The sequence below is a fragment of the Buttiauxella sp. B2 genome (genome assembly GCF_006376615.1).
Classification (GTDB): Bacteria; Pseudomonadota; Gammaproteobacteria; order Enterobacterales; family Enterobacteriaceae; genus Buttiauxella.
In genome coordinates this window covers 261,358-282,323 of the sequence record NZ_VEXQ01000002.1, presented here as the reverse complement: position 1 = coordinate 282,323, position 20,966 = coordinate 261,358, and the positions used below count along the sequence as shown (strand labels likewise).

The following is a 20,966-nucleotide window of genomic DNA, read 5'->3' as shown; positions in this document are numbered from 1 at the left end:
AAGGACTAGATACGGCGAGCTTGCCAGAACTTTTTACGCCAGTAGACGTTATCAAGTGACGAACGCATGACACCGCGACTGGTCGAAGCATGAATGAATTGATTGTCCGTGTCGTATATACCAACGTGTAGGCCACTTTCACCAGAACCCGTTTTAAAGAAAACCAGATCGCCAGGAAGTAAATCGTCTTTATCAATTTCAGTACCAATTTGCGCCTGTTGGCGGGTTTCACGCGGCAATTGCAGCTCAAATCGGTCACGGAAGGTGAGTGAAACAAAACCGGAGCAGTCGACACCCCGACGGCTCATTCCACCATAACGATACGGTGTTCCATGCCAGCCGTTGAGTTGATCATTGAGCTTAGCAATAACCGTTATCGAGTCTGAAAGACGAGAGTTAGGTGGCGGTGCATGATGGCTACACCCTGCGAGTACCAGACACGCCACTACAATAATCCATACACGCATTTTCAGGCTAATCCTCACCCGTTTATAATTTCCAGTAATTTAGCGCTTACCCATGATTTGGTGCAAGTTTTTACCATCAACTAGAGTGGGGCTATTAGCATACTGTGCCCTTCTATCTGCAATCGACGAAAGTGCATGTTATAGGCTGTAGCTAAATGTTGTGGTGACAACACTTCATCCCGACTTCCCTGCGCAATCATTTTACCTGCGCGCAGTAACCAAACGGTATGCGCGTGTCGTAAACTGTGATTTAAATCATGGCTGCTCATCACAACTGCAACGCCCGCCTCACACAAAGCCATAAGGATTCGGTCAAGCGTGGTTTGCTGGGCCACATCCAGACTGTTCATTGGCTCATCCAGCAATAGCAGATGGCCATGCGAGTTTATCTCAGGATGAATTTGCAACACGACAGCAGCCAGCCTAACCCGTTGCCATTCACCACCCGAAAGTTGGTTAACACCGCGGGTGAGTTTATCTTTCAGACCTAAATCGTCGACCAGCTTGAGCATTACGCTATCACCCGGACTCACTGCCTGGTGCAATTGCAGATAATGCCAGACCGGCATTGAAAATGGCGGCATCTGTTGCTGAGAAAGGTAAGCGCGATGATGAGCCAATTGCGTCGGCTGCCATTCGCTTAGATTAATTCCAGCAAACATTATTTGCCCGGCACCAGAGCTTAACCCCGCCATTCGCGTTAGCAATGTGCTTTTCCCGGCACCGTTAGGCCCAACAAGATGAATCAGTTCACCCGCTTGCACAGTGGCGGAAATCGGCCCAAGCCGCTCCGCCACAGCAACATCGTCTAATTGCAACAACGACATTATCTCGCCAGCGCCGCTTTGATAGCGTCAACAACAACCGGATCTTCTGGTGTCATATCCGGTGAGAAGCGTTGTATAACCTGACCATCACGCCCTACGAGGAACTTTTCGAAATTCCAAAGGATATCGCCTGCATGAACCGGTGCGCGGCCTTTGCTGCTCATGCGCTCAAAGAAACCGCTGCCTTCTGGCGCAATGGCATTAGGTGCTGCAGCGACCAATTTTTTGTACAGCGGGTGACGATTTTCACCGTTCACGTCCAGCTTGCTAAACATCGGGAACGTTACGCCGTAAGTGGTGCTACAGAACGTTTTGATTTCTTCTTCGCTACCAGGTTCCTGTCCAAGGAACTGATTGCAGGGGAAGCCCAGCACAGAGAAGCCTTCATGTTCTAGCGTTTTTTGAAGATTTTCTAATTGTTCGTATTGCACCGTAAGGCCGCACTTAGAGGCAACGTTCACCAGCAACAGCACTTTACCTTTCCAGTTTTCGAGCGTTGTTTTTTCACCGTCAATGGTAGTGACTTCAGTATTCAGAATATCTTGCATTACGTCCCCTTGATTAACATCGTGATTCAGTACTTTCCAGCTTTTAATAATAGCCAGATAAATACAGGTGCGCCCAGCGTTGCTGTCACAACGCCTATCGGTAATTCTGCTGATGTCAGTGCCAGACGAGCAATGATATCAGCGGCAAGTAGTATGGCAGCGCCTGCCAGCGCACTTGCGGGTAGCAAGATACGGTGATCGGTCAGGCCTTTGAGACGCAACATATGCGGAATGACCAGGCCAATAAAACCTATTGCTCCGGCGAGAGCCACGCTCACCCCTACCAACCAGCCCGTAGCAATCACCAAAATATTGCGCCAAAGCCAGATGGGTAAACCTAGTTGACGGGCCGACATTTCACCCAGCGCCATTAAGTTCAACGGTGCATAGTTGCGACATAACCACACTATCACGGGCAGCAGAGTTATCATTAACCACCATTGACGCCAGTCCACACCGCCAAATCCCCCCATCATCCAATACATTAATTGCCGTAAATCGAGGCTGGAACTGAAATAGATAGCCCATGTCATGAGTGCGCTACAGATAATCCCCAACGCAACGCCCGCAAGCAGTAAACGACTGTTAGAAAGATGACGCCTGGAAAAACGTAGCAAGATAAAGGTAATCACCAATGCACCGGCGATGGCACAAATACCCAGCACCCAGTCAGGTAACATACCGTGTCCAAGCAACACGGCGGCCACCAGCGCGACACCTGCGCCATTTGAAACGCCCAGAAGGCCCGGTTCTGCCAGAGGGTTTTCGAATAATGCCTGCATAATGGTGCCAGAAATCGCCAATGCCGCTCCGACAAGCAAAACAGCTACTGTGCGAGGCAGGCGTATCTGCCAGATAAACAATTGCGCATCCTCACGCATCCAGTGTTGTGGGGCAAACCACTGGTCGCCTGCGCACAAACTCAGTACAGCCATGCCCAACATGATGGAAAACAAAGCGAGTAGCCAGAGGCGTTCGAGACGTTGCTGCCTTGCGACAAAAGTGTGCATCTGGTTGATGAGATCCGATTATTAACAAATTATGCATCTGATTTTACGGGGAGTTTAACGTGCAGGACAAGCAGTAAAGGGTAGGATTATTGTGAGGTTATATTTTATTCATTCTACCCCTGCAATATTATATAGAAGCTAAACGAACGATAGATTACAGAGGAAAATACATCAGCATTATAATTCGCAACAAAAAATAAAATAATTTCCTTAACTATCAATCACATTGATAAATATAAATCATCAATAAACAAACGTTGAATATAAAAACTCGATAAGAAACATTCCAGACTGAAGGCATTAAAATAAAGGTAAATTCATCTGAAGGTAATTATCGTGTCTGACAACACTCTGCTAAATACATATGTGCAAACCCCGCGCAGAAATCTCATTTCAGATCTCATCACTGGAAAGTTGCTCCCGGGCGCGATATGGCACAAGCGTAATTACCGGTTTAAATTTATGATGCGAACCGCCCTCTTCTACTCACCTACTCGGCGGATGCTTGATAATCTCGCGCGGCGACCTGACTTTGAACAGATGTTAAAGACACAGGTAACATTACCGAGCAAACCACATCGCGAGTATTTGGTTCGGGGATTAAATGCCAGCCAGCGAGCCGATGCGATAATCGGGCATTATCAATTCGTAGACTCGCTATCTTCCCGGCAGTTAGCCAGTGCATTAACTGCGGTACAAGAAACCCTGTTGCTAACACTTTGTGGCAAAGACGAAAGCCAATTTACCCTTTCCGCATCTTGCGCTGGAAGCGCCGAACGTGAGGGTGAAAGTACGCTGTGGTTACGAGACGGCAATCAGCACCTGCTTGCCAGCCTCACCTTTAGCGTTATTCGTGAAAAAGACCATTGGCACCTCGTGATAGGCGGCCTTCAGGGACCGAGACGACATATTTCTCACGATGTGATTAAGCAGGCAACACGTGCCTGTCACGGTTTGTTCCCTAAACGTATGTTGATGGAGTTTATCTGGCAACTTGCGGCGCAGGGAGGGATTACCGGGATTTATGGCGCTAGTGATAATGGCCATGTCTTCCGCGCACTGCGTTACCGACTGAGCAAAGGTCGCCACTTCCACGCAAGTTATGATGAGTTCTGGCAATCTATTGATGGAGTAAAAGAAAGTGCCTGGCGCTGGCAGTTACCGCTCCAACTAGAAAGAAAAACGATCGAGAGCGTCGCCAGTAAGAAACGAGCTGAATATCGCCGCCGTTTTCAACTATTGGATGATATGGCGTCACAAGTTGGCAACCTGACAGCAAGATAAGTTTGAATTTCAAGCAAAGAAAAGGCCGCTATACGCGGCCTTTTTGGTTTGTTCAGGTTACTCGTCTTTTGGCGACGCGTTTTCAACCCTACTTTTCAACTTCTGACCAGGTCGGAAAGTCACTACACGGCGTGCCGTGATAGGAATATCTTCACCGGTCTTCGGGTTACGCCCGGGACGTTGGTTTTTATCGCGTAAGTCAAAATTACCAAAGCCTGATAGCTTAACCTGCTCACCGTTTTCCAGAGCGCGACGAACCTCTTCGAAAAACAGTTCTACCAACTCTTTAGCATCACGTTTGCTAAGCCCTAGCTTATCAAACAGATATTCTGACATTTCAGCTTTTGTAAGCGCCATACGTTCAATCCCTCAATGATGCCTGGAATCGCTCTTTTAATGCCTCTACACATTTTGCAACGGTAGCGGCAATCTCCTCTTCTTCGAGTGTACGGCCTGTATCCTGGAGGATAAGGCTTATGGCAAGGCTCTTATAACCTTCGGCTACACCTTTGCCACGGTACACATCAAATAAGTTTACGCCAACTACCTGATTTGCGCCAACTTTCTTACATTCGACCAAAATATCTGCTGCGGGAACGTTTTCGGCGACCACAACAGCAATATCACGGCGGTTTGCAGGGAATCGTGAAATCTCTTTCGACTCAGGCACAGCGCGGTCTGCAAGCTTGTTCCACAGCACTTCGAACACCAGTGTACGGCCATTCAGAGATAGCTTACGTTCAAGCTCAGGATGCACAACACCAATGAAACCAACGTATTCCCCACCTAAATAAATGGTAGCACTTTGACCTGGATGCAAGGCTGGGTTGCTAGCCGTTTTAAATTCGATGTCAGAAAGCTTGCCAGTCAAATCCAGAATCGCTTCCAGATCGCCCTTCAAATCATAGAAGTCGACAGTGTTACGCGCCAGATCCCAATGCTCTTCGTAGCGATTTCCGCAGATAGCACCTGCCAGCATAAGATCCTGACGAATGCCCAGGTCTGCCTGAGTATCAGGAACAAAGCGCAAACCTGATTCAAATATGCGCACGCGGCTCTGCTGGCGGTTTTGATTATAAACCACGGTACCGAGCAGACCTGTCAACAAGGACAGACGCATTACAGACATTTCGCTGGAGATTGGGCTAGGCAGAATCAGATTTTCTTCACCCGGGTGCAGCAATTGCTGAACTTTCGGGTCAACAAAACTGTAGGTAATCACTTCCTGGTAGCCTTTATCGACCAGCATGGTTTTCACACGCTTGAGCGAAAGGTCTGCTTCGCGATGGCTTCCCATGATAAGACCCGCTTGAACAGGCTCATCTGGAATGTTGTTATAGCCATAAATGCGAGCGACTTCTTCAACCAGATCTTCTTCGATCTGCATATCAAAACGCCAGCTTGGAGCAACTGCCGTCCACTGGTGGTCACCTTCAGTCACTTCACAACCCAAGCGACGCAGAATGTCGCTTACCTGCGCATCGTCGATGTGATGACCAATCAGGCGGTCCAGCTTGCTGCGACGCAGTGTAATAGTGGCAACTTTTGGCAGGTGTGCTTCGTTGGTTACGTTAATAACTGGACCGGCTTCACCGCCGCAGATGTCGATCAACAAACGAGTAGCACGTTCCATCGCTTTAAATTGCAGTGCAGAGTCCACACCACGCTCATAGCGGTGTGAAGCGTCAGTGTGCAGACCATGACGACGAGCACGTCCTGTGATGGACAGAGGACTGAAGAATGCGCACTCAAGCAGCACGTTCTGGGTTTCGTCATTCACACCGGAATGTTCGCCACCAAAGATACCGCCCATTGCCAGCGCTTTGTTGTGGTCAGCAATTACCAGCGTATCTGCATTCAGCTTCACTTCGTTACCATCGAGCAGCGTCAGGGCTTCGCCCTCTTCCGCCATACGCACAACGATGCCACCTTCGATGCGGTTCAGATCGAACGCATGCATCGGTTGGCCGAGTTCCAGCAACACGTAGTTAGTCACATCAACCACAGCATCAATAGAACGAATACCACAACGACGTAGTTTCTCTTTCATCCACAGCGGCGTTGGTGCTTTAACGTTGATACCTTTGACTACACGTCCCAAATAGCGCGGGCAGGCGTCAGGTGCATCCACACGAATTGGCAGCGTATCAGCAATAGTCGCAGCAACAGCAGGCATTTCTGGTTCGTTTAATGGCAGCTTGTTCAGTACCGCGACATCACGAGCAACTCCGATGATACCGAGGCAATCTGCACGGTTTGGCGTCACGCTGATTTCGATAGTGTTGTCATCAAGATGCAGGTATTCGCGAATATCAGTGCCAATCGGCGCATCCAGTGGCAGTTCGATAATACCGTCATGATCGTCGGAAATACCCAGCTCCGAGAATGAGCACAGCATGCCTTCAGACGGCTCGCCACGTAGTTTCGCAGCTTTAATTTTGAAATCACCGGGCAGTACAGCGCCGACAGTTGCTACTGCAACTTTCAGCCCCTGACGGCAATTCGGGGCGCCACAAACGATGTCTAGCAGACGATCGCCACCGACGTTTACTTTTGTGACACGCAGCTTGTCAGCGTTTGGATGCTGGCCGCACTCAACCACTTCACCCACAACCACGCCATTAAATGCGCCCGCAACGGCATCAACACCATCAACTTCAAGACCAGCCATAGTAATTTGGCTGGAAAGCTCTTCACTGCTGTTGGCTGGATTTACCCATTCGCGTAACCAGAGTTCACTGAATTTCATTGGATATCCCGCCCTTATTTGAACTGTTTGAGGAAACGTAAATCATTTTCGAAGAATGCACGCAGATCGGTCACACCGTAACGCAGCATAGTCAGACGCTCCATGCCCATACCGAACGCAAAACCTGAATAAATTTCTGGGTCGATACCGACGTTACGCAGAACGTTTGGATGCACCATGCCACAACCTAATACTTCCAGCCATTTGCCATTTTTGCCCATTACATCAACTTCTGCTGAAGGCTCAGTGAACGGGAAGTAGGACGGACGGAAACGGATCTGTAGATTTTCTTCAAAGAAATTATTGAGGAAGTCGTGCAATGTGCCTTTCAGGTTGGTGAAGTTGATATTGGTATCAACAATCAAACCTTCCATTTGATGGAACATTGGAGTGTGAGTCTGATCGTAATCGTTACGATACACGCGGCCTGGCGCGATAATGCGAATCGGCGGCTGCTTATCTTTCATGGTGCGAATCTGCACACCAGACGTTTGGGTGCGCAGAAGACGGGTCGCATCGAACCAGAAAGTATCGTGGTCAGCACGAGCTGGGTGGTGCCCAGGAATATTCAGTGCATCGAAGTTATGATAGTCATCTTCAATCTCAGGACCTGTTGCTACAGTAAAGCCCAGCTCACCAAAGAAGCTTTCAATACGGTCAATAGTGCGTGTTACCGGGTGCAAACCCCCATTTTCAATTCGACGACCAGGCAGTGAAACATCAATGGTTTCTTCGGCCAGACGCGCATTCAGTGCTGCACTTTCCAACTGATTTTTACGAGCATTTAGAGCTTCTTGCACTTTCTCTTTAGCTTCATTAATTACTGCACCAGCGGCTGGTCGCTCTTCTGGTGGCAATTCACGCAGGGTGGTCATCTGGAGGGTCAGATGCCCTTTCTTCCCCAAATACTCGACGCGTACGTTGTCTAACGCGGCAACATCCTGGGCCTCGTTTATGGCGGCCGTTGCGTTGGCAACCAGCTCTGCGAGATGTGGCATGGTATTCCTCTTATGCCGGCACAATTGCCGGGGTAGTTGATCCGGATACAAAAGCAAAAAAAAAGCCTCCAAAATGGAGGCTTCAGGCGCTATTTTTCGTTTCTTTTCTTACGCGCAAAGCCCCTTGATTCAGGCGCTAAAGTAAAAAAAGAAACGGAAAATAGCAGCATTCATGCTTGCAGTTACCTTATTTGTCAGCTTTAAACCTTGCCTATTGAAAGGGGATGGTCCAAAAAAGTCAACAATTTGATTGTGTTGAAAATTAAAAGAGGGAGACAAGCTCCCTCTAATAACTGGCTTACGCCAGAGCTGCTTTCGCTTTCTCAACCAGTGCAGTAAATGCCACTTTGTCGAATACGGCGATATCAGCCAGGATCTTACGGTCAATTTCAACAGAAGCTTTTTTCAAGCCATTGATGAATTTGCTGTAAGAGATCCCGTTCTGACGAGCTGCAGCGTTGATACGTGCAATCCACAGCTGACGGAATTGACGTTTACGTTGACGACGGTCACGGTAAGCGTATTGGCCAGCTTTGATAACAGCCTGGAAAGCAACGCGGTATACGCGTGAACGCGCACCGTAGTAGCCTTTGGCTTGTTTAAGGATTTTTTTGTGACGAGCACGTGCGATTACACCACGTTTTACGCGAGCCATATTAGCTCTCCTGTTCTATATTCTGAATTAATTAAAAAATGCTACTTATGCGTACGGCAGGCAAGCGATGACCAGGCCCAGATCCCCTTTGGAGACCATACCTTTCGGACGCAGGTGACGTTTACGCTTAGTAGACTTTTTAGTCAGAATATGACGCAGGTTAGCGTGCTTACGCTTAAAACCACCACCGGCGGTCTTTTTGAAGCGCTTAGCGGCGCCGCGTACAGTTTTAATCTTTGGCATTTAATAACTTTCCACTTCGCATTGTTAATAAAACGAATCAGAAGGCGAACAAATCTCACGAGGCAGAAGCCTCGCGAGAACTGTTACTTGATGGCCTTACTGTTTCTTCTTCGGAGCGAGCACCATGATCATCTGACGGCCTTCGATCTTCGATGGGAAGGATTCGACCACTGCCAGTTCACTCAGATCGTCACGGACGCGATTAAGCACTTCCATACCAATCTGTTGGTGAGCCATTTCACGACCGCGGAAACGCAGTGTGATTTTAGCTTTATCACCCTCTTCCAGAAAGCGAACCAGGCTGCGGAGTTTTACCTGATAGTCGCCATCATCGGTACCAGGTCGGAATTTAATTTCCTTGACCTGAATAACTTTTTGCTTTTTCTTCTGTTCCTTAGAAGATTTGCTTTTTTCATAGAGAAACTTGCCGTAGTCCATAATGCGGCAAACAGGCGGTTCAGCATTAGGACTGATTTCGACTAAATCAACTCCTGCTTCTTCGGCTTTTTCCAAAGCTTCATTCAGACTGACAATACCAATAGGTTCGCCGTCTAAGCCTGTCAGACGAACTTCTGTGGCACGAATTTCTTTGTTTATGCGATTAGGACGCGCCGGTTGAACTCTTTTTCCGCCTTTAATACTCTATTCCTCCAGTTGATTAAGATTGCGACTGCGAATTTCTAGTTGCAGTTTTTCAATCAATTCGTTTACGTCCATGCTTCCCAAGTCTTTGCCGCGACGAGTACGAACGGCTACTTTGCCTGCTTCGACCTCTTTATCGCCACAAACTAACATATAAGGGACACGACGCAACGTGTGTTCACGGATTTTAAAGCCAATCTTCTCATTTCTCAAGTCTGCTTTTACACGAATGCCTGCATTTTGCAGTTTACGGGTCAATTCGTTAACGTAATCAGCCTGTCCATCAGTGATATTCATCACCACTGCTTGTACCGGCGCAAGCCAGGTTGGGAAGAAACCCGCAAATTCTTCGGTTAGGATACCAATGAAACGTTCCATTGACCCGAGAATAGCACGGTGAATCATTACCGGAACCAGGCGTTCGTTACTTTCGCCGATATAAGACGCGTTGAGGCGCGATGGTAAAGAGAAGTCTAGCTGTACAGTACCGCACTGCCATGCGCGATCCAGGCAGTCGTACAGGGTAAATTCAATTTTAGGGCCATAGAATGCACCCTCTCCCGGTTGATAATCAAACGGAATATTATTTTCTTGCAACGCAACAGCTAAATCCGCTTCTGCACGATCCCACATTTCGTCGGTACCGATGCGCTTTTCCGGACGGGTAGACAGCTTAACAACGATTTTTTCAAAACCGAAGGTGCTGTACATGTCATAAACCATGCGGATACAGCTATTTACTTCGTCACGAACCTGCTCTTCTGTACAGAAAACGTGAGCATCGTCCTGAGTAAAACCACGAACACGCATCAGGCCATGCAACGCACCTGACGGCTCATTACGGTGGCAGCTACCAAACTCAGCCATACGTAATGGCAGGTCGCGGTAGGATTTCAGGCCTTGGTTAAAGATCTGAACGTGGCCCGGACAGTTCATTGGCTTGATGCAGTATTCACGGTTCTCAGAAGACGTGGTAAACATTGCATCTTTATAGTTGTCCCAGTGGCCGGTTTTTTCCCACAGCACACGGTCCATCATGAACGGGCCTTTCACTTCCTGGTATTGATATTCTTTGAGCTTGGAGCGTACAAACACCTCTAACTCGCGGAAAATTGTCCAGCCGTCGTTGTGCCAGAACACCATACCTGGAGCTTCTTCCTGCATATGATACAGGTCAAGTTGCTTGCCAATTTTACGGTGGTCGCGCTTAGACGCTTCTTCCAGACGTTGCAGATAAGCATTCAGCTGCTTTTTATCTGCCCACGCGGTGCCATAGATACGCTGCAACATTTTATTGCTGCTGTCGCCACGCCAGTAAGCACCGGAAGTTTTCTGCAGTTTGAAATGATGGCAGAAACGCATATTCGGTACATGTGGACCACGGCACATATCAACGTATTCTTCATGATGATACAGACCGGGCTTATCATCATGGCTGATGTTTTCATCAAGAATTGCGACTTTGTAGTTTTCACCACGGTTCACGAAAGTTTCGCGGGCTTCATGCCAGCTCACTTTTTTCTTGATGACATCGTAATCTTTCTCAGCCAGCTCGTGCATACGTTTCTCGAGCAGCTCAAGATCTTCCTGCGTCAGCGTGTGGTCAATATCAACGTCATAGTAAAAACCGTTATCAATAACCGGGCCAATCGCCATTTTGGTGTGCGGCCACAGTTGTTTGATGGCATGACCCAATAAGTGGGCGCATGAGTGGCGGAGAATCTCCAGGCCAGCTTCATCTTTAGTTGTGATAATCGCAAGTTTGGCATCGTGCTCAATGAGGTCGGATGCATCAACCAATTCGCCGTCTACACGACCCGCGATACAGGCTTTTGCAAGGCCCGGACCGATGTCCAGTGCCACATCAAGCGGGCTCACAGCGTGGTCGTAATGGCGTTGGCTGCCATCAGGAAGAGTAATAACAGGCATTATAAGTCCTTATTCTGCAGTGGTGACCCACACGTAAGATCACATGCAACATTTATTTTGCTTTAGTTTCAACTGGTTGCGTCGCCATCTCGCCTACAATTGCAAGGCCGGGTTCACAATTTATGCGTGAGCGTACAGTCCACTACTTCACGACGGTTGAGAATACTATCACTTTAAGGAGGATATGTCGCGCTTTGCAGTCCATGGTAATCATGCGGAGCTAATAATAACCGACTGTTTTGCCCCCATTTTCTTACTCAATTATCAATGCAAATACATTTTTGCGGAAGCACCAATAAGAGTAATTAATAAGATTTGCTAACTATTGGCCTCTACAAATAATTATATAGTAGGATTAAAAAATTATGCACATAAAAAAACCGGGTATCTTGCTCCGGTTTTTCATTTCATGCGTCGTTGATAAGTAAGCGATCAATTAGCACGTTCGCACAAAGGAAAGTTATTCAATATTAACAATTAATACCATTCTCCCGCGACCAATGTATGGACATCAAACGCATCATCCATTGAACGGCCTGTAGATTGAGCGGCTGGTTGTATATTTGAACCAGCTTCAATATCCGTGGCATGCCAGGTGGCTGACGGTTCAGTTTGTGCGGCGGTTGTAGTGCTTGCTAAAGTGGTGGTAGCTGCAGGTTGAGCTGCAAATGCACCGAATGAAACCACAGAAAGTACGACTGCTGCAGCGGTATATTTAATAGTTTTCATATTCATTCTTCTCTTATTTAGTGGACCAGCAAGTTATAATCTCGCTACAAAATAATAGTAGATCCAGATCACACTTCTGACAAGGCTATTTATTTATCAATTCGTGTCAAATATATAGATAAATATGACGAGACGGCAGATTAAGGAGAAATTATGAAGAAAACCAGAGATAATCAATTTTATTTAAAATGAAACCTTGGGCCAAAATAATATTAGCACGCATTGATAAAACAAAACAATATACTCTTTAGCATTCGCGTTGCTGATAACGGCAAGGAAGCTTATTCCGATGGGCTTACTTTAGTATGTGATTCGGGTAAGTGAGTGCAGCCAATCTCAATGCGGATGGAAGGATAATGGATAATAAAGCCGGGAGCTACCCGGCTTCGCCAATTACATCTTATACCCAAGAGTAACTGCGGTACGTCTATCTGTATGTTCCGGCGCTGAATCTGGCGGATTCGAGTTCCAGGTGACGTTATAACCCACCCGCAAACCAAAGTGCTCATTGATTGCGACTTCAAGCGCGGTCTCAGAGTTTACCGTTGTATCTTCGCTACCCAGTACAGAAACACCCTGAATAAATTTGGCGTTTTCGGTCAACTGCCAGTTATAAATACCAGATGCGTAACCTAGAGGCTGAGTTTTATGGCCGCCATCAGTGTATTCGTCATAACGTACACCAGGACCAAATTCCAAACGCAAACTGTGAACCGGGCCATTGAGGAACTGACGACCGTAACCGGCGGTCAGCACATCACGCGTTTGGTAACCGTTGTAACGGTCAGTTAACCAGCTCGCCTGACCAAACAGGTAATCGCTGTCGGTCATGTTGTAACGGCTACGACCGCCAAGCGCATAAGTCTCAGAAGAGCGTTCATCGTTGGAGGAAGTGTTGTTTGCGTTACCCCACAAAGACCATGCAGTCGAGGTATTGTACCAGGTCATGTTGGAGTTAGCGGTCAAAGATGAGCTTGTGGTGTTACCTGATTGCGCAAGGTAGCCTGCATTCAGATTACCTTCGAACGGTTTCTTTGCGGTAGATGGGTCATCCATGACAGTGAAAACCGAATTATCTGCAATTGCAAAGTGACTTAATAGCGCACTTCCGGTCAGCAAAATTGCAGCCGGTACTGTCTTAACAAAATTCATTTAATCGTCCGTACAACATAAAAAGAAACCATCAAGGTTCCGGAATCTCTTCTGTGGATCAAATATTTATGAGCCAAGAAAGGTTACAAATTATAAAAAAGCCCGAATAACATAGCAATGAATTCTTCTTTCATTTTTTGAATAAGAGAGCTCTTAAAACATCTTTATTTTCATAAACATAGTACATAGTTGCTTTTTACAAATCATTTGATAAATCATGGTGTTAATTGACATTATTTAACCAAAACAGTGCTACGCTTGATCCCAATGCTAAATTAAGGAGGATACATGACCCGCATTTATACGCTAACACTTGCCCCCTCTCTGGACAGTGCGACTCTGACAGCACAAATTTATCCCGAAGGTAAACTGCGTTGCACTGCCCCCGTGTTTGAACCGGGTGGTGGCGGTATTAATGTTGCTCGAGCAATTGCCCATCTTGGTGGACAAGCCACCGCTATATTCCCGTCAGGCGGAGCAACCGGGAAGCACCTCTGTTCCCTTCTGTCAGATGAACACGTCGCGATTGAAACCATAGATGCCCACGACTGGACGCGACAAAACCTGCATGTTCATGCGGAATCTACCGGTGAACAGTATCGCTTTGTGATGCCAGGAGCCTCACTGACTGATGATGAATTCCATCGCCTCGAAGAAAAGGTATTATCCATCGAATCAGGTTCCATTCTGGTTATTAGCGGTAGCCTTCCACCGGGCATAGATGTTTCAAAACTTTGTACTTTGGTGAAAGCATCTCAAAAGGCCGGGATACGTTGCATCGTTGACAGTTCAGGCGAAGCGTTAAAGGCCACTCTTGCAATCGGCAATATCGAACTGGTTAAACCCAACCAGAAAGAACTCAGTGCATTGGTAAACCGCGACCTCACACAACCCGATGATGTGCGTAAAGCCGCGCAAGAAATTGTCAACAGTGGCAGAGCCAAACGCGTGGTTGTTTCACTTGGCCCACAAGGTGCGCTGGGCGTAGATGCCAGTGGTTGCGTACAGGTTGTGCCGCCGCCAGTGAAAAGCCAAAGTACGGTTGGCGCAGGTGACAGCATGGTCGGAGCGATGACACTAAAACTCGCTCAGGATGCACCTTTATTAGATATGGTCCGCTTTGGTGTAGCTGCAGGGAGTGCCGCAACCCTAAACCACGGGACGCGTTTGTGCTCACTGGAAAATACGCAGAAAATCTACGACTACCTACGTAATTAATGAGACTGGCGGCTTGCCGCTTCGGCAAAAGTCGCCATTTCACACAAAAAGGCTATGCTAAAACCTTCGGGATAACAACGAGGTGAACCATGAGTAGCGGAGACATTGAGCGCTATGTTGTCACATTGACGTTCCAGGAGCACAGTCTCACAGACCTTAACGAGTTGAATAACCATCTGACCCGCAGCGGTTTTTTGCTTACTCTGTCTGATGATGAAGGAAAAATTCACGAATTGGGCATCAACACTTTCGGTTTGATAAGCCCATTAAGCCCGGTGGAAGTTGAAGAGTTAGCCCGCGGCCTTGGCAAACTGGCGTTAGGCGTTGAACCAGAAGTTTCAGTTACAACCTGGGATAACTGGCATCACGAGAGTGAAAGCAAATAGCCTCATATCAAATATCATGACCGGGGATGTGCGTTAGTTCGAAGTTTGACCCGGTTAACAGCGATAAGCTGACTAACTTTAAGCATTGCAACATGCTAATAAAAAAGGGATATCTCATGCATCAAGATATCCCATACCGTCTTTAATACCGTCACTTAGATGATGTACCTCTAGTTTTCACCCTTCAACGAATCGTACTGTCGTTCGCAGGTTCTCCCTGCTTCTGCGGCCCTGTCAGCATACTCTGCCAACTGTAGGTTTCTTTCGAGAGATTGGCTGAGCACGTCGGCAAGCAGTACTCCGGTGTCACCGGTTGACGGGCCAGCACCGATAGAGGCGGAATACTCTGTGAGTTGCTTCCGGATAGCTGCAATTTGTTGCTGCAACCTGCCAGCACGCTCGGCAGCAATACGAGCATCATTGCGAGCTTTATCAATTCTTTCCTGAGCCTCTCGTTCATTCTGTACTTTCTCCCGCTCACGCTCTTGCTTGGTTTTGTCATCGGCTATCCGTTGATCTGCCTGAGCCTGAGCGTAACCGGCATCGTAACGGGCTGTGCCGTGGTTAACCCATGCGACCCAGCAGCCGACAGCCATCGCTGCAAGCAACGCCAGGATAACCAGCGGTTTCCAGTATGCTTTCAGGAAGGAATAACTCATGATTCAGATACCGAACGAGCCCCGGCAATCATAGGTAAATCACGATTGTCTTTTGCCACATTAACCGGCCACCGATAACCAGAGACACGCAAACGAGAGAATGCTTTGATGTTTACTGCATCACTCTGGTTTCCCCCCATCACCATCAGGTCACCATTTTGCTGTTGACCGACGACAAATCCAACATGCCCGCCGCCGTCACGACTGAATACCACCACACACCCATAGGCTGGTTCGCGAAGCTCTGCCCCCCAGTTGAGGTAAGATTTTGCTGACTCGAAACGACTTGATTTGATTCCGACACGTTCGAGCATTGCCCCAACGTATGCTGCACACCATGGAGTTTCATCATCTTTGATACCGCCGCGCTTAATGTCCTTCCAGAACTGGAGTATTAAAGGGTTATGACGGGGACCTTTTACTTCCATTTGCCCGATATATTTACGGCCCTCAGCGAGCCAGGTTAATTCACTCATCTTGACCTCGACATTTTAAATATCTGGACGACATTGCCACGCGTCTTCAGCACAGCAGCCAGGAGAATTGCATTGATAATCAACTCAGACCAATCGGCAGAAGTGTAGTGACCGTAAAAGGTACGGATTGGAACGCTGGCTGATACAACAATCAACAGGTAGGCAAGCCACCCACCCCACCTGCGATGTTGTGATCCGTCACGTCTAAAGAGAAGAACGCGGCACGCGATGGAGCCGCAGATGATTGAGTTGGTAAAGAGCAGGATTTCAGGACTTGTCATCATCTTTACTCCCCGAGATAAGCTCGCGTGGATTCTCAGAACGGCGATACATGTACCTGCCAAAGCTAACTGCAACGATCGCTGATACAAAAGCTCCTGCAGAATAGACAATTCCCTTTTCGAACATATCTGGCGTGACGGATGGTACGAGCGAGGCGAACCCTATCAGGATTGTTGCAGTTGGTTTGTAAAAGAGAAGTCCGCAAAAGAAGCTGATTACAGCAAGATATAACCGGCGTTTTATCTGGTACTCTGCTGCAAAGGTAACAAAAATCACTGCACCAGCAAGAGCACCGATCACTACTTCAAATGGCACGCCAATTAACCAGGCTGCTAATGCACCTGTACCAAGCCCTTGATTGATATCAGACGCTGTCATTGAGGCGGACATAGAAACCACCGTTTATTGCGCATTTGAACCCCCTTAAGTTAATGGCTACATCATACACAATAATTCATATATGGTTAAAGTTTACCATTGCATTTATCAGCAAATGGTGGAGTGGGACAACTCCTTGTTATCAGGTAGATGTGTTAAACTAAAACTATCTACTTGTTACCTTCAAATGAGCAGTCTTATCTAAATCATGAAAAGAAATAACTCTTTCGATTTTATTAGGCATATTGCAGCATATATGGTTCTGTTTTCTCATCAATTCGCACTCTCAGGTATTCAAGAACCAATATTTTTTAAATGGAATACGCTTGGGTTTATTGCGGTAGCAATATTTTTTAGTATATCTGGTTACTTCATGCCAAAAAGTTTTGGAAGTTCTGAGAATTTCATTGAATTTATGATTAAAAGATGCAAAAGAATATTCCCAGGGTTAATTGCTTGTTCGTTGTTGATGTACTTCTTCATCGGGTTTTTCTTTAACACTCACTCCCCGTCAGGTTATTTACTTTCAGGAGATGCTTTAGTCAAGACGCTCAGAAATTCTGTTTTTATACAAGAGCAGATCCCTGGGGTATTTTCAGACTTTAAATATAAAGATGTTATAAACGGGAGTCTGTGGACACTACCAATAGAATTTTTATGCTATATAATAATTGGTATTTTCCTTTCTTTCTCTAACTCATGGAAAACACCCGCACTACTTTTATGCATTGCTATGATTTCAACTGTAGCAATAAATTACTGGACTGATCTGTATGCATATTATTCTATTCCATTTAAGTTTTTTGCGTTGTTTATGATTCCATTTTCTTTTGGGGCCTTACTTTCGCTGACTAAAGATTCATGGTGGAAATACAGAATTAAATTAATATTAATATCCTGCTTGATGCTTGCCGCAATATCAGGGAAGCCAGAGATACAAATAATTGGATTGCTTTGTGTTTCCATGTTAACTATCGCGATAGGGCTATCAATAAACGATAGGGTTGTAGCAGGAAGGTTTGATGTATCTTATGGGATTTATATTTATGCATTCCCTGCTCAGCAGATTGTTATCAATACATTAACAGATGAATTTTATATCAGCCTAGTAATTTCTATAGTAATAACAACTGTATTAGCTGTGGTATCATATAAATATGTTGAGTTGCCATTTTTGAAGCGCGAGTTTAAATACCCTGAAAGAAGTACAGAAAATTAGAGCTCAAATAAAAGGAGGGGTACCCCCTCCTATGTTTAAGGTGTTATATAAGTATAATCATTTTTTTCGCGCACAGTCTGCTCATAGGATTTTCCATTAGCTTTATAGCATAGACCAAACTGCCCACGATTCATTCTGAATGCTGTTATATACGTAGTCATAGCTGAAACCGAAGAGTTTCCAATTTCGACCGTAATAAATGATTGAGAAGAGTTAGCAAACTGAGTCGAAACTGTTATCGTAAACTCTTGCCATGAAGGGCCTGAATCAATTGTGCGCAAATCTAGTTGAATTCGAGTGCTATCCGGATTGTAAATAGAAGTTTTAACAACATTAGTAGTAAAAACAGATGTGTTTATTAAAAATTGAATAGTAACATACTCATAGTTAACAAGATCTGCTCGCGGGAATTCAAAGTAGAATGAACTCTGAGCGTTTGCAATAGCGGAAAGTGAGCCAACATATCGTGCGTTTCGCAAATCTCCTCGTGGAGACCCGGATCCAGTTCTGTTGAATACAGCAGCAGAAGTGGATTTCACATACCACCCTGGTGCAACTGCTGTTGATGAATTAGCCGGAACGTTAACTAAACTATTATCCATGTAGACTAAGTCAGAGTTCAAAGCTGGAATATCCTGGCTATACATATCAGTCACACTAACATAGTTAGTAGTAAGAGGAAGCAAGGAAGCATTCGGAGCAATAACCCTACCCACTATTATTTTTTGGTATGCAATATCATTGACTGCTATTAATGGTTGTATAAATCCTGTTGTTGGGATGTTTGATATAAATAGCTCATCCACTCTAATTTCATTTAGCAAAACCTCAGAGTTACCAACTGTAATAAATTTGTTGGTATTTCTACCGTGGAAATTACTATATACGTTTTGAATAACTATGCCGTTATACACATTTGATCCAAGTCGTGCAACATCATCACCGATCTGTATGACAACCTGGCCGCCTTGCGTCAACTCATTATACAATGTATGAATATTTGCATAGGAAGACGGCCATCCGAATTTAACCGCTATAAAACCATTTTCACTTGCATTATCGTGAATAGCAGCATGCACACCAGAGGTATATAACATTATCCCACCTTGCCCGGCACCGAGCCACTTGCATCTGTTTTGTGAAAAAACCAGTCTGCTATTTCCGGTATATTTATCAGCTTCAACACCTCCGTCATCTACGCAACTACAGAAATTTCCACCTTTATCTAGATAATCAGCAAAGGTATTTCCCCTAACAATCGGCCACCAGTTTTGTGCTTTAAAGTTAATAGCATACTTACTAGGCGATCCATTGTTTAAAATTCGGTTATTTTCAACAACAGCTGTATGAGATGTCCACGGTTCGAAGATTGCAATTTCAGCAGAGCCCCCGTCAAAGATGCCATTTTTTAATTCATAGCTATCCTGAGACCAGAATGGAGAACTTCCAGACTGATCATCTCTTCCAAAAGTGAACACCGGTCCTGAGGTTACATTCAGTGGGTCGCTACTGAATTGGAAATCAACATGCGTTGGTGTTTTAAATATGTAGTTTCTTAGCTGATGTCCGTCCTCGAAAATTGGCATCCAGTGCTTATTACCAGAATATCCGAAAGGTGGCACCTCGGTTCGTTCATCAAGACTGATGATGCGGCTGAAGTCTGTATCGTGCCGAGTAAGCGCAGTATGAACAGTCTCTGAGCCATAACCAACAAGTCCGGAACCGGTTGGTTTGGCAAGCTCTATCAGTACGTCAGAAGCAGAACCAGATGGCGGCAAAACGACAAAGGGATTTCCCTGGCCGTCAAAGGCGATAATCTTGTTGGCGCGTGTAGTTGCATCAGGTAATTGTGGGATCGACTCAGGCACGCGTAGCGTTCTGTTGAAATTGTTCCCTGCCAGCATATCAACATAGTTTTTGGTCGCGGCGTCCTGCGGGTCGCGTGGATCTCGCACATTCCGTATGTAGTTGTTCAGCGCATCGTACCAGTTTGCAATGCTGGATGGTTTCCGAAGTGCAAGCCCAAACATGGTACCAACCTGCTGTATCAGCATAGTTAGCTTATCAAAAGCTGTCTCATGAACTTCTGCGAAAAACTTTCCCTGATTGCGAAGATCTGTTTCCTGAGTCACAGGTAGTACACGCGACAGCGAAATCTTCCAGTCGATCGACAAGGGGCTGACGAGGATAATGTTACCACCCTGGTAGGAGCCTGCTTCTGTCACCGTAAAGTCAGTACCGAGTATTAACTCATTCTGGTTATCATCCAAATCCGCTGTAACAACAATAAGATCAGATTGTTTAAAAATACGGAAATGGTAAGGGAAAACGGTAGTAATACCATTACCTGTGTAGTCGTTGTGGTCAACTTCAGTTGATACTGTCATTTGTCTGCTCACTCCCAGAATCCGGCGCGCCAGTCGCGGCCATCTACCAGACATTCTATAACCCATCAACACTTTTATGAATTATCATTACCTTTAATGTCTATTAATATTACCCGTGAGGTATATAAAAAACGCTGGCACTTTCCTTTAACCTTTGATACTGTTTATTCATACAGCATTTACGTAAATGGAGCGCGAGTTATGACGTGCGATTATCATTACCCTCTTAAAGCTGACCAGAACAGAGTTCACTCGCCAGCTGGAGTAAGGGCATTGGTTGAGGATTCTGATTTGATGCGATTGCTCAGGGCTTTGGAGCATGACGGGTATGATGTCAGTGGGGCTGCTGCCGAGCTGGCGGCACTGATTAATTATGTAACAAGCGTAAACGTATCAACCAGCGATGTGCTATCACACCTGGAATATTGTGCGGTGCAGCTAAGGAAAAACCTACCAGCCAAGTCATAAGCGGGATTTTTGTGGGCGTAACCAATTAGCGGCGTTACAATTTCAGAGCCACGACTATGTGGTCTACACACACGGAAAGTAAAAATGAAAAAAGTATTTACTGTACTGTTAGTTTTGTTGTCTTTGGGTTCTGTAACACAGGCATACGCTGGAAGCTGTCAGCATGATAGTGACACCGCTGCAGATGGTTCCCGCTGTGGTGGTCGTTCAGCTGATTCTCGTCCTGGCGGCCGCTAAAAATTAAGGCCGCTTCGGCGGCC

The 20,966-nt window shown here is 46.2% G+C and carries 25 protein-coding genes and 1 other annotated feature; of the genes, 6 read left to right on the top strand and 19 right to left on the bottom strand.

Annotation, left to right across the window (positions count from 1 at the left end; translation table 11 throughout):
• Window positions 1–5: 5 nt before the first annotated feature.
• From FH968_RS04565 to btuC, 4 genes are all read right to left on the bottom strand, one after another.
• Window positions 6–467 carry an NlpC/P60 family protein gene (locus FH968_RS04565; RefSeq protein ID WP_139877858.1) on the bottom strand — a complete coding sequence of 154 codons (462 nt, stop codon included), beginning with the start codon at window positions 465–467 and terminating at the stop codon, window positions 6–8.
• An 80-nt stretch (window positions 468–547) separates the two neighbouring features.
• Window positions 548–1,297 (bottom strand): vitamin B12 ABC transporter ATP-binding protein BtuD, encoded by a 750-nt coding sequence (gene btuD / locus FH968_RS04560; protein WP_223271288.1) that lies wholly within the window; start codon window positions 1,295–1,297, stop codon window positions 548–550.
• Window positions 1,294–1,842, bottom strand: a complete 549-nt coding sequence (locus FH968_RS04555) for a glutathione peroxidase (RefSeq protein ID WP_139877854.1) — start codon at window positions 1,840–1,842, stop codon at window positions 1,294–1,296. The genes btuD and FH968_RS04555 overlap by 4 nt, the downstream gene beginning before the upstream one ends.
• 26 nt (window positions 1,843–1,868) lie before the next feature.
• The gene (btuC, locus tag FH968_RS04550) at window positions 1,869–2,852 is read right to left on the bottom strand and encodes a vitamin B12 ABC transporter permease BtuC (protein ID WP_139877852.1); all 984 of its coding nucleotides are present in this window, start codon (window positions 2,850–2,852) and stop codon (window positions 1,869–1,871) included.
• 336 nt (window positions 2,853–3,188) lie between these two features.
• Here btuC and FH968_RS04545 point away from each other — a divergent pair, with 336 nt between their 5' ends.
• Complete coding sequence (locus FH968_RS04545; RefSeq protein ID WP_139877850.1) at window positions 3,189–4,136, top strand: VirK/YbjX family protein; 948 nt, start codon at window positions 3,189–3,191, stop codon at window positions 4,134–4,136.
• A gap of 57 nt (window positions 4,137–4,193) precedes the next feature.
• Here FH968_RS04545 and ihfA read toward each other — a convergent pair whose 3' ends face one another.
• From ihfA to FH968_RS04495, 10 genes are all read right to left on the bottom strand, one after another.
• Window positions 4,194–4,493 carry an integration host factor subunit alpha gene (ihfA, locus tag FH968_RS04540; RefSeq protein ID WP_034455972.1) on the bottom strand — a complete coding sequence of 100 codons (300 nt, stop codon included), beginning with the start codon at window positions 4,491–4,493 and terminating at the stop codon, window positions 4,194–4,196.
• A 4-nt stretch (window positions 4,494–4,497) separates the two neighbouring features.
• On the bottom strand, window positions 4,498–6,885 hold the full coding sequence (gene pheT, locus FH968_RS04535) for a phenylalanine--tRNA ligase subunit beta (protein ID WP_139877848.1): 2,388 nt from the start codon (window positions 6,883–6,885) through the stop codon (window positions 4,498–4,500).
• A gap of 14 nt (window positions 6,886–6,899) precedes the next feature.
• Window positions 6,900–7,883 (bottom strand): phenylalanine--tRNA ligase subunit alpha, encoded by a 984-nt coding sequence (gene pheS / locus FH968_RS04530; protein WP_139877846.1) that lies wholly within the window; start codon window positions 7,881–7,883, stop codon window positions 6,900–6,902.
• 55 nt (window positions 7,884–7,938) lie between these two features.
• Window positions 7,939–8,062: a sequence feature (Phe leader region), on the bottom strand.
• Window positions 8,013–8,057 carry a pheST operon leader peptide PheM gene (pheM, locus tag FH968_RS23830; protein WP_106120997.1) on the bottom strand — a complete coding sequence of 15 codons (45 nt, stop codon included), beginning with the start codon at window positions 8,055–8,057 and terminating at the stop codon, window positions 8,013–8,015. (Overlaps the previous feature by 45 nt.)
• A gap of 119 nt (window positions 8,063–8,181) precedes the next feature.
• Window positions 8,182–8,538 (bottom strand): 50S ribosomal protein L20, encoded by a 357-nt coding sequence (gene rplT, locus FH968_RS04520; RefSeq protein WP_000124850.1) that lies wholly within the window; start codon window positions 8,536–8,538, stop codon window positions 8,182–8,184.
• 45 nt (window positions 8,539–8,583) lie between these two features.
• Window positions 8,584–8,781, bottom strand: coding sequence for a 50S ribosomal protein L35 (gene rpmI / locus FH968_RS04515; protein WP_005968897.1), 198 nt, complete (start codon window positions 8,779–8,781; stop codon window positions 8,584–8,586).
• A gap of 96 nt (window positions 8,782–8,877) precedes the next feature.
• Complete coding sequence (gene infC, locus FH968_RS04510; RefSeq protein ID WP_139877844.1) at window positions 8,878–9,420, bottom strand: translation initiation factor IF-3; 543 nt, start codon at window positions 9,418–9,420, stop codon at window positions 8,878–8,880.
• 3 nt (window positions 9,421–9,423) lie between these two features.
• On the bottom strand, window positions 9,424–11,352 hold the full coding sequence (gene thrS, locus FH968_RS04505; RefSeq protein ID WP_139877842.1) for a threonine--tRNA ligase: 1,929 nt from the start codon (window positions 11,350–11,352) through the stop codon (window positions 9,424–9,426).
• 477 nt (window positions 11,353–11,829) lie between these two features.
• Window positions 11,830–12,081 carry a hypothetical protein gene (locus tag FH968_RS04500; protein ID WP_139877840.1) on the bottom strand — a complete coding sequence of 84 codons (252 nt, stop codon included), beginning with the start codon at window positions 12,079–12,081 and terminating at the stop codon, window positions 11,830–11,832.
• A gap of 393 nt (window positions 12,082–12,474) precedes the next feature.
• Window positions 12,475–13,233, bottom strand: coding sequence for a YdiY family protein (locus FH968_RS04495; protein ID WP_139877838.1), 759 nt, complete (start codon window positions 13,231–13,233; stop codon window positions 12,475–12,477).
• Between the two features lie 288 nt (window positions 13,234–13,521).
• Between FH968_RS04495 and pfkB the strand changes: the two genes are divergently transcribed.
• Both pfkB and ghoS read left to right on the top strand, forming a co-directional pair.
• Complete coding sequence (pfkB, locus tag FH968_RS04490) at window positions 13,522–14,451, top strand: 6-phosphofructokinase II (protein WP_139877836.1); 930 nt, start codon at window positions 13,522–13,524, stop codon at window positions 14,449–14,451.
• Window positions 14,452–14,540: 89 nt separating this feature from the next.
• On the top strand, window positions 14,541–14,837 hold the full coding sequence (gene ghoS / locus FH968_RS04485; RefSeq protein ID WP_139877833.1) for a type V toxin-antitoxin system endoribonuclease antitoxin GhoS: 297 nt from the start codon (window positions 14,541–14,543) through the stop codon (window positions 14,835–14,837).
• A 170-nt stretch (window positions 14,838–15,007) separates the two neighbouring features.
• Here ghoS and FH968_RS04480 read toward each other — a convergent pair whose 3' ends face one another.
• From FH968_RS04480 to FH968_RS04465, 4 genes are read right to left on the bottom strand one after another with little or no spacing between them, the layout of a single operon-like run.
• Window positions 15,008–15,496, bottom strand: a complete 489-nt coding sequence (locus FH968_RS04480) for a DUF2514 domain-containing protein (RefSeq protein WP_139877831.1) — start codon at window positions 15,494–15,496, stop codon at window positions 15,008–15,010.
• On the bottom strand, window positions 15,493–15,972 hold the full coding sequence (locus FH968_RS04475) for a TIGR02594 family protein (RefSeq protein WP_139877829.1): 480 nt from the start codon (window positions 15,970–15,972) through the stop codon (window positions 15,493–15,495). Before FH968_RS04475 ends, FH968_RS04480 begins: the two co-directional genes overlap by 4 nt.
• On the bottom strand, window positions 15,969–16,256 hold the full coding sequence (locus FH968_RS04470; RefSeq protein ID WP_370451471.1) for a phage holin family protein: 288 nt from the start codon (window positions 16,254–16,256) through the stop codon (window positions 15,969–15,971). Before FH968_RS04470 ends, FH968_RS04475 begins: the two co-directional genes overlap by 4 nt.
• Entirely contained in the window at window positions 16,240–16,644 is a 405-nt protein-coding gene (locus FH968_RS04465) for a putative holin (protein ID WP_139877827.1), read from the bottom strand. The genes FH968_RS04470 and FH968_RS04465 overlap by 17 nt, the downstream gene beginning before the upstream one ends.
• Before the next feature lie 196 nt (window positions 16,645–16,840).
• Between FH968_RS04465 and FH968_RS04460 the strand changes: the two genes are divergently transcribed.
• Entirely contained in the window at window positions 16,841–17,851 is a 1,011-nt protein-coding gene (locus FH968_RS04460; RefSeq protein ID WP_139877825.1) for an acyltransferase, read from the top strand.
• 35 nt (window positions 17,852–17,886) lie between these two features.
• On the opposite strand, the gene FH968_RS23825 is transcribed toward FH968_RS04460, so the two are convergent.
• Window positions 17,887–20,238, bottom strand: coding sequence for a hypothetical protein (locus tag FH968_RS23825; protein ID WP_223271286.1), 2,352 nt, complete (start codon window positions 20,236–20,238; stop codon window positions 17,887–17,889).
• A gap of 96 nt (window positions 20,239–20,334) precedes the next feature.
• Between FH968_RS23825 and FH968_RS04450 the strand changes: the two genes are divergently transcribed.
• Together FH968_RS04450 and FH968_RS04445 are read left to right on the top strand one after the other, a co-directional pair.
• Entirely contained in the window at window positions 20,335–20,706 is a 372-nt protein-coding gene (locus FH968_RS04450; RefSeq protein WP_370451470.1) for a hypothetical protein, read from the top strand.
• Window positions 20,707–20,790: 84 nt separating this feature from the next.
• Window positions 20,791–20,943 carry a transmembrane anchored protein gene (locus tag FH968_RS04445; protein ID WP_139877823.1) on the top strand — a complete coding sequence of 51 codons (153 nt, stop codon included), beginning with the start codon at window positions 20,791–20,793 and terminating at the stop codon, window positions 20,941–20,943.
• Window positions 20,944–20,966 lie beyond the last annotated feature (23 nt).

Bases quoted from the DNA above. Each gene is read 5' to 3' on its own strand.
- FH968_RS04565 (WP_139877858.1), bottom strand. From the start codon at position 467: ATGCGTGTATGGATTATTGTAGTGGCGTGTCTGGTACTCGCAGGGTGT.
- FH968_RS04555 (WP_139877854.1), bottom strand. From the start codon at position 1,842: ATGCAAGATATTCTGAATACTGAAGTCACTACCATTGACGGTGAAAAA.
- btuC (WP_139877852.1), bottom strand. From the start codon at position 2,852: ATGCACACTTTTGTCGCAAGGCAGCAACGTCTCGAACGCCTCTGGCTA.
- ihfA (WP_034455972.1), bottom strand. From the start codon at position 4,493: ATGGCGCTTACAAAAGCTGAAATGTCAGAATATCTGTTTGATAAGCTA.
- pheT (WP_139877848.1), bottom strand. From the start codon at position 6,885: ATGAAATTCAGTGAACTCTGGTTACGCGAATGGGTAAATCCAGCCAAC.
- pheS (WP_139877846.1), bottom strand. From the start codon at position 7,883: ATGCCACATCTCGCAGAGCTGGTTGCCAACGCAACGGCCGCCATAAAC.
- rplT (WP_000124850.1), bottom strand. From the start codon at position 8,538: ATGGCTCGCGTAAAACGTGGTGTAATCGCACGTGCTCGTCACAAAAAA.
- rpmI (WP_005968897.1), bottom strand. From the start codon at position 8,781: ATGCCAAAGATTAAAACTGTACGCGGCGCCGCTAAGCGCTTCAAAAAG.
- thrS (WP_139877842.1), bottom strand. From the start codon at position 11,352: ATGCCTGTTATTACTCTTCCTGATGGCAGCCAACGCCATTACGACCAC.
- FH968_RS04500 (WP_139877840.1), bottom strand. From the start codon at position 12,081: ATGAAAACTATTAAATATACCGCTGCAGCAGTCGTACTTTCTGTGGTT.
- FH968_RS04495 (WP_139877838.1), bottom strand. From the start codon at position 13,233: ATGAATTTTGTTAAGACAGTACCGGCTGCAATTTTGCTGACCGGAAGT.
- pfkB (WP_139877836.1), top strand. From the start codon at position 13,522: ATGACCCGCATTTATACGCTAACACTTGCCCCCTCTCTGGACAGTGCG.
- ghoS (WP_139877833.1), top strand. From the start codon at position 14,541: ATGAGTAGCGGAGACATTGAGCGCTATGTTGTCACATTGACGTTCCAG.
- FH968_RS04480 (WP_139877831.1), bottom strand. From the start codon at position 15,496: ATGAGTTATTCCTTCCTGAAAGCATACTGGAAACCGCTGGTTATCCTG.
- FH968_RS04475 (WP_139877829.1), bottom strand. From the start codon at position 15,972: ATGAGTGAATTAACCTGGCTCGCTGAGGGCCGTAAATATATCGGGCAA.
- FH968_RS04470 (WP_370451471.1), bottom strand. From the start codon at position 16,256: ATGATGACAAGTCCTGAAATCCTGCTCTTTACCAACTCAATCATCTGC.
- FH968_RS04465 (WP_139877827.1), bottom strand. From the start codon at position 16,644: ATGTCCGCCTCAATGACAGCGTCTGATATCAATCAAGGGCTTGGTACA.
- FH968_RS04460 (WP_139877825.1), top strand. From the start codon at position 16,841: ATGAAAAGAAATAACTCTTTCGATTTTATTAGGCATATTGCAGCATAT.
- FH968_RS23825 (WP_223271286.1), bottom strand. From the start codon at position 20,238: ATGACAGTATCAACTGAAGTTGACCACAACGACTACACAGGTAATGGT.
- FH968_RS04450 (WP_370451470.1), top strand. From the start codon at position 20,335: ATGTCTATTAATATTACCCGTGAGGTATATAAAAAACGCTGGCACTTT.
- FH968_RS04445 (WP_139877823.1), top strand. From the start codon at position 20,791: ATGAAAAAAGTATTTACTGTACTGTTAGTTTTGTTGTCTTTGGGTTCT.